This is a genomic window from Marinomonas sp. UCMA 3892 (assembly GCF_012726345.1).
Classification (GTDB): domain Bacteria; phylum Pseudomonadota; class Gammaproteobacteria; order Pseudomonadales; family Marinomonadaceae; genus Marinomonas.
This window is the reverse complement of sequence record NZ_PTXN01000006.1, coordinates 271640-278823: the sequence shown is the minus strand read 5'-3', so window position 1 is coordinate 278823 and position 7184 is coordinate 271640. Positions and strand designations below refer to the sequence as shown.

Annotated in this window: 6 protein-coding genes and 4 tRNA genes; 1 reads left to right on the top strand and 9 read right to left on the bottom strand. The window is 42.3% G+C overall.

Annotated features, from left to right (window positions below):
* Positions 1-494 precede the first annotated feature (494 nt).
* The 3 genes from B6N13_RS10700 to B6N13_RS10690 are packed head-to-tail and all read right to left on the bottom strand — an operon-like array spanning position 495 to position 3779.
* Positions 495-1667, bottom strand: a complete 1173-nt coding sequence (locus B6N13_RS10700; protein ID WP_012071289.1) for a sodium ion-translocating decarboxylase subunit beta — start codon at positions 1665-1667, stop codon at positions 495-497.
* Between the two features lie 19 nt (positions 1668-1686).
* Positions 1687-3486 carry a sodium-extruding oxaloacetate decarboxylase subunit alpha gene (gene oadA / locus B6N13_RS10695; RefSeq protein WP_169459333.1) on the bottom strand — a complete coding sequence of 600 codons (1800 nt, stop codon included), beginning with the start codon at positions 3484-3486 and terminating at the stop codon, positions 1687-1689.
* Between the two features lie 41 nt (positions 3487-3527).
* Positions 3528-3779 carry an OadG family transporter subunit gene (locus B6N13_RS10690; RefSeq protein WP_012071291.1) on the bottom strand — a complete coding sequence of 84 codons (252 nt, stop codon included), beginning with the start codon at positions 3777-3779 and terminating at the stop codon, positions 3528-3530.
* Between the two features lie 150 nt (positions 3780-3929).
* Between B6N13_RS10690 and B6N13_RS10685 the strand changes: the two genes are divergently transcribed.
* Positions 3930-4937, top strand: a complete 1008-nt coding sequence (locus B6N13_RS10685) for a tRNA-dihydrouridine synthase (protein WP_169459332.1) — start codon at positions 3930-3932, stop codon at positions 4935-4937.
* A 60-nt stretch (positions 4938-4997) separates the two neighbouring features.
* Here the strand turns inward: B6N13_RS10685 and B6N13_RS10680 are convergent.
* The 6 genes from B6N13_RS10680 to B6N13_RS10655 form a co-directional block, all read right to left on the bottom strand.
* Positions 4998-5074, bottom strand: a tRNA-Arg gene (locus tag B6N13_RS10680).
* Positions 5075-5138: 64 nt separating this feature from the next.
* A tRNA-Arg gene (locus B6N13_RS10675) sits at positions 5139-5215 on the bottom strand.
* A 60-nt stretch (positions 5216-5275) separates the two neighbouring features.
* Positions 5276-5352 (bottom strand) — tRNA-Arg (locus tag B6N13_RS10670).
* A 62-nt stretch (positions 5353-5414) separates the two neighbouring features.
* Positions 5415-5504 (bottom strand) — tRNA-Ser (locus B6N13_RS10665).
* A 58-nt stretch (positions 5505-5562) separates the two neighbouring features.
* A complete protein-coding gene (csrA, locus tag B6N13_RS10660; RefSeq protein WP_012071293.1) occupies positions 5563-5751 on the bottom strand; it encodes a carbon storage regulator CsrA in 189 nt (62 codons plus the stop codon).
* Positions 5752-5896: 145 nt separating this feature from the next.
* A complete protein-coding gene (locus B6N13_RS10655; protein ID WP_012071294.1) occupies positions 5897-7138 on the bottom strand; it encodes an aspartate kinase in 1242 nt (413 codons plus the stop codon).
* Between the last annotated feature and the right edge of the window lie 46 nt (positions 7139-7184).

Below are 7184 nucleotides of genomic sequence, written 5' to 3'. Positions count from 1 at the left end.
TGTGTTAAGCCTGCCGCCAGCGTTCAATCTGAGCCATGATCAAACTCTTCAGTTAAAAAGTTTGCTTACTCAAAATCTATTACACTAACAATAACTTAATCATTTCATCGTCCCGAAGAACAACAAAACAACATAAAGCGAATTGACGTGTTAGACGTTTCGCAAGACTTCAATTTTTTTGATCATCTCGAATCAGTTAAAAACTAATCCGGACAATCTTCTGAAGCCTCCAGCGAGCGCCCACACAAATTATCTGATTATCTATTTTAAAGAGCGTCTGATGCAGCGTTCAACTTCTTACCTTAGTAAGTGGCAAACTCTTGTTTGCGTCGTTGTCCGTGTCAGTGGAGGCGTATAATACAGCCTAGAAGTTTTAGCGCAAGCTCTTTTTTTCATTTTTTTAAATTAATTTGAATTTTATTCAGCGAGCCATAAATAGACAAAAAGACACCGAAGTGTCTTTTTGTAAAAATAGCTTTATTCAGTAACTAAAACTAGCCACCAACGTAACTCAGCATTACGCCAGCCGCCACCGCAGAACCTATAACACCAGCAACGTTAGGACCCATAGCATGCATTAATAAGAAGTTTTGCTTATTCGCTTCAAGACCAACCTTATTCGCTACGCGCGCAGCCATAGGAACGGCTGAAACTCCAGCAGCACCGATCAATGGATTAATGGCGTCTTTAGAGAATCTATTCATTAACTTCGCCATCAATACGCCAGCGGCCGTACCAATAGAAAATGCAATCAAACCTAAACTCAAAATCCCTAGCGTTTCTAAATTCAAGAAAGCTTCTGAACTTAACTTTGAACCAACACCTAAACCCAAGAAGATGGTTACGATATTAATTAAGGCATTTTGAGAAGTATCACTTAAACGATCTACAACCCCACATTCACGCATCAAGTTACCAAAGCAGAACATTCCAAGCAGAGGTGCTGCAGATGGTAAAAACATCGCAACCAAAATAGTCACCACAATTGGAAAGATAATCTTCTCTTTCTTAGTAACAGGCCTAAGCTGCTCCATCTTAATTGAACGCTCTTCTTTAGTTGTTAGCGCTCGCATGATTGGCGGCTGAATAAGTGGCACTAACGCCATGTAGGAATAAGCCGCTACAGCAATTGCACCAAGCAAATCAGGAGCTAATCTACTAGCAACGAAAATTGCCGTCGGGCCGTCCGCACCTCCAATAATACCAATTGCCGCAGCATCCGCTAATGAGAAATCCATAATGCCAGACGCACTTAATAAAACCGCCCCAATAACCGTGGCAAAGATACCAAACTGAGCAGCAGCCCCAAGCAGTAATGTTTTTGGGTTAGCAAGCATAGGACCAAAGTCCGTCATAGCCCCAACCCCCATAAAGATAATCAATGGAAACAATCCCGTCTCAATACCACCATGATAGATATAGTATTGAAGACCGCCAGGAGAAACCATATGTCCAGTTGCATCATAAACCGGCGCAGCCATAAAACCTGCACCTGGAATATTGACTAGAACCGCCCCAATACCAATAGGCAACAATAGAAGCGGCTCAAAACCTTTTTTGATTGCCAGATAAACCAACAACAAACCAACACAGATCATTACTAACTGACCAAGCTCCAGCTGGTAAATCCCTGTGTCGTGGTAAAGATTTAATAATTTGTTTTCCATTTTCGATTGATTCCTTCAACTACAAAGTAAGAAGTGACTGACCAACTTGCACGGAGTCACCTTCTTTTACATTAATGGAACCAACAACACCGGAGCTAGGCGCAGATATCTCTGTCTCCATCTTCATTGCTTCAAGAATCATCACAGTATCGCCTTCTTCAACTTTCTGACCTGGGGACACAAGCACTTTGAAGATATTACCCGCCAACGGAGAAGGAACATCTTCACCAGAGGACGCTACAGGAGCCGAAGATGCCTGAGCTGGAGCACTTTGAATATTAGCAACGGGCTGAATATTATTAACATCACCACCTTCTGATACCTGAACAACAAAACTCTGCCCAGAAACAGAAACTGTATAAACACTCGCCTCACTAGAAGGTGCAATTACAGCAGCAGGCTTACTATCAGCAACATCATCAAGCGTCGGCGCTGGCTCAAAAGCACTTGCGTCACCACGATTCTGTAAAAATTTAAGACCTATCTGAGGGAACAAGGCATACGTTAAAACGTCATCAATCTGATCATCAGACAACCGAATATTTTTTTCTTTTGAAAGACCAAGTAACTCTTCTGTCAATTTATCCATTTCAGGTGACAATAAGTCTGCTGGCCGACAAGTGATCGCCTCTGCCCCACCTAGAACTCGCGCTTGCAACTCTTTATTAAATTCAGCAGGAGCGGCACCATACTCACCCTTCAAAATACCTGCCGTTTCTTTTGAAATAGACTTATATCGTTCACCTGTAAGGACATTCAAAACCGCCTGAGTACCAACAATCTGAGAAGTAGGTGTAACTAGTGGAATCAACCCCAAATCTTCACGCACTTTAGGAATTTCTTTTAAAACATCATCAAACTTATCTGCCGCACCCTGCTCTTTAAGCTGGCTTTCCATGTTAGTCAACATGCCGCCAGGCACTTGAGCAATCAATATGCGAGAATCAGTACCGCGAAGAGAGCCTTCAAACTTGGCATATTTTTTTCTTACTTCTCGAAAATAAGCAGCAATCTCTTCTAATAATTCTAAATCTAAGCCTGTATCCCTATCTGTACCCTGCAGCGCAGCAACCACAGATTCTGTCGCACTATGACCATATGTCATCGACATAGAAGAAATAGCTGTATCAACCCTATCAATTCCGGCTTCAACCGCTTTCAGAATCGTCATATCAGACAAACCGGAAGTCGCATGTGCATGTAATTGTACTTCTAACTGAGTCTGAGCTTTTAGCAAACTCACCAATTCAAAGGCATCATATGGCGTCAAAATACCCGACATGTCTTTTATCGCAATCGAGTCAGCACCCATATCTTCAAGCGTTTTCGCATAATCCACCCAGTTCTTTGTGGTATGAACTCGGCTCTTAGTATAAGAAATCGTCCCTTGAGCATGCTTACCTTGCTTCTTAACCGCTTTAATCGCCGTCTCCAAATTACGCGGATCATTCATCGCATCAAAGATCCGAAAAACATCTACACCATTAAAAGCAGCACGTTCAACAAACTTATTCACCACATCATCGGCATAATGGCGGTAGCCAAGCAAATTCTGCCCACGCAACAACATCTGCTGAGGCGTTTTTGGCATAGCTTTTTTCAATTCACGAATACGCTCCCAAGGATCTTCCCCGATATAGCGAATACAAGAGTCAAATGTTGCGCCACCCCAAGATTCAAGCGACCAAAAACCAACCTGATCAAGTTTTTCTGCGATAGGAAGCATATCGTCAATACGCATACGTGTTGCAAACAAAGATTGGTGAGCATCACGCAAAACGACATCAGTAATGCCAAGAGGTTGCTTTGTTGTTGTCATGTTTCAGCCTCAAAGAAATTAAAAAAGTTAGTATTAGAAAGTTAAGATTTTTTACTGTTTCTGTGTTGATGAATAGCAGCCGTAATAACCGCTGTCATTTGCGCATCCACACCAGAAGAAGAAAGTTTTTGAGAAGCTGGCTTTGATGTTACGGCAACAGGCGCTTCAGGAAAGAAATGATTAAGCAATCGCGACATATAGCCGGTTGCAAAAATTAATACCACCAAAAACAGGAATACAAACCCCATCCCTAACACCATCAACCCTACACCATCTTCTAGCAGCCCATTCATAGCATCATCACCTTTTTTTCTCGTCTTGTTTGTACAGACCTAATGTGATCAGATGCACACCCAAGAACGCTGTTTATTTTTGATAGTTAGTTTTTTACCACAAACCAGAACAGTTTCATATTTTTATTGCATAACAGTTAGACTTATTTCGTGAACAATTCCCTAAAAGCGACCCGCACCTTGAAGAACCCAACCAATAACAGCATTGTACTGGCCGTTGCACCTATGGAAGGTGTCATGGATCACACAATGAGAGCGTTACTATCACAAACTGGCGGCATGGACTATTTGGTCTCAGAGTTCATCCGAGTCACTCAATACCCAATCCCCGTAGCCACATTCAAACACCTCGTTCCAGAAAACACTAATAAAGCACGAACAACACACAACCACCCAGTTCACACTCAATTACTCGGCAGCAACGCAGAACTTATGGCAGAAAGCGCTCTTAATGCCACTAAAGCTGGCGCAAAACATATTGATGTAAATTTCGGCTGCCCAGCAAAACGCGTAAATGGTCACGGCGGTGGCTCTGTTTTATTACAAACCCCTGAAGCACTTTATGACATCATGAGCGCAATTCGAGACACACTACCAAGCGACATTCCTGTATCAGCAAAAATCCGCTTAGGTTTCGAAGATGAAGCACTACTCTTTGATAACGTTGCCGCCATTGAGGCAGCCGGTGTTGGTACACTCACAATACATGGACGCACAAAGAAAGATGGCTATAAGCCACCTGCAAGATGGGAAAAAATAGGCGAAATTCAAGCCAAAACAAAAATGACAGTAGTTGCTAATGGAGACATTACAGATACAAAATCTTTATTGCGCTGCCAATCAATCACAGGTTGTCAACATTTTATGATTGGGCGAGGATCACTTAACAATCCATTTGTTTTCCAACAAATAAGAAAAGAACTTAATGGACAAGAAAGCACAGCCGACACAACAAACCTAAACAGGCTCTTCATTAGCTACAGCAGAGAACTACAAGAACATTATGACGAAGTTGCCACACTAGGCAGGCTAAAACAATGGTGCGGGCACTTAAGATTCGAATTCGAAGAAATAAAAGAAAACCTTCAAACATTACGACGTTGCAAAAGCGTGAATGAATTAACAAGCACATTCAATGATGCAATGAGAAAAACATAATAATGAATAAATAAAGAATACAAAGGGAATTAAAAAAATGAAATTACTTTAGAAAGGAGATGGTGCACCCGAGAGGATTCGAACCTCTGACCGCTCGGTTCGTAGCCGAGTACTCTATCCAGCTGAGCTACGGGTGCGTAGCTATAATCTTACTTTGAAAAAAACATCTACAAAGATATGACATAACATCATTTTTAATATTGGTGCACCCGAGAGGATTCGAACCTCTGACCGCTCGGTTCGTAGCCGAGTACTCTATCCAGCTGAGCTACGGGTGCATAGCAATATTTTTTACAACCACATTTTAAAGAGGATAGCTTTAAAATGCTTCTTTGGAATGGTGCACCCGAGAGGATTCGAACCTCTGACCGCTCGGTTCGTAGCCGAGTACTCTATCCAGCTGAGCTACGGGTGCATATCGATAATTCCAGTCTTTTTTTATTTAGAGAGGATAGTCTCCAAAAGACAAACTTGAAATGGCGGAGAGTGAGGGATTCGAACCCTCGATGAGTGTTAACCCATACACCCTTAGCAGGGGCGCGCCTTCGGCCACTCGGCCAACTCTCCGTAACAAGTGGGGCGCATTATATACGACACATTTGTCTTGTAAAGACTTTTTTAAAAATTAATCTTCAGAAATTTGATCGTCTTGTTCTTTTTGGATGCGAAGATAAATCTCTTCACGGTGAACAGACACATCTTTAGGCGCATTGATACCAATACGCACTTGATTTCCCTTTACACCTAAAACAGTGACAGAAACTTCATCACCAACCATCAAAGTTTCACCAACACGGCGAGTAAGAATAAGCATAAGAATATCTCCCTGTAATTGCTTTTAACCATTTATTAAGATGAATTGCCCGACAAGTCTTGTAGGGCAATTCCTACAAAACTAATTGTAGCCTCTCAATAACAATTAAACCATCCATAACTACAGGGTTTTATGTATCCAATTGTTAAGCTTCTCGAACACCTGATGCAGTTTCATTCAATTTAAAAGCAGAATGCAGTGCACGAACTGCCAGCTCCATGTATTTCTCGTCAATAATGACAGACACTTTTATTTCAGAAGTAGAAATCAACTGAATATTAATAGACTCCGCAGCCAAAGCTTTAAACATGGTACTGGCTACACCCGCATGAGAGCGCATACCTACACCGACAATAGACACCTTAGCAATCTTGGCATCAGAAAGAACAGCACTCGCTCCCAGCTCTTTCGCGATGATATTCAAGGTAGACAAAGCCTGATCGTATTCATTACGGTGCACGGTAAAGGTAAAATCTGTTGTACCATCCACAGATACGTTTTGAACAATCATATCTACTTCAATATTGGCATCACTAATTGGGCCAAGAATACGAGAAGCAATCCCCGGAATATCAGGAACACCTTTCAATGTTAATTTTGCTTCATCTCTATTGAACGCAATTCCAGAAACCGCTGGCTGCTCCATACCCTTACTCCCCTCAGTTGTAATCAACGTACCTTCACCTTCAACAAAACTCGACAGCACCCTAAGTGGCACTTGATATTTACCCGCAAACTCTACAGAACGAATTTGCAACACCTTCGAGCCAAGGCTAGCCATTTCCAGCATTTCCTCGAAGGTGATTTTATCCAAACGTCGAGCGCTATCTACAACACGAGGATCCGTCGTATAAACACCATCCACATCGGTATAGATTTGACACTCATCTGCCTTCAAAGCAGCAGCAAGCGCAACACCAGTGGTATCAGAACCACCTCGACCTAATGTCGTAATATTGCCCAACTCATCCGCGCCCTGAAAACCCGCCGCAACAATCACTCGTCCAGCGTCTAAATCTGCGCGCATTGCTTCGGTATCGATCTTTTGAATTCGAGCCTTACCATGAGCGCTGTCAGTTGTAATACGAATCTGAGAGCCTGTATAGGAACGAGCATCAAGACCACGTTTCATTAATGCCATAGACAAAAGCGCAATAGTAACCTGCTCTCCGGTCGACAAAAGCACATCCATTTCACGTGCACTCGGTGAAGGATTAATACTCTTCGCAAGATCAATCAACCTATTGGTTTCCCCACTCATTGCAGAAACCACAACCACTATGTCATCACCTTGTTGCTTATGCTTTAACACTCGATCCGCAACAGCCTCGATACGCTCTATTGTGCCTACCGAGGTGCCGCCGTATTTTTGAACTAACAACGCCATAATTATTCCACTATTTAAATCAAAAAAGCCGATACCTAAGCTTTTA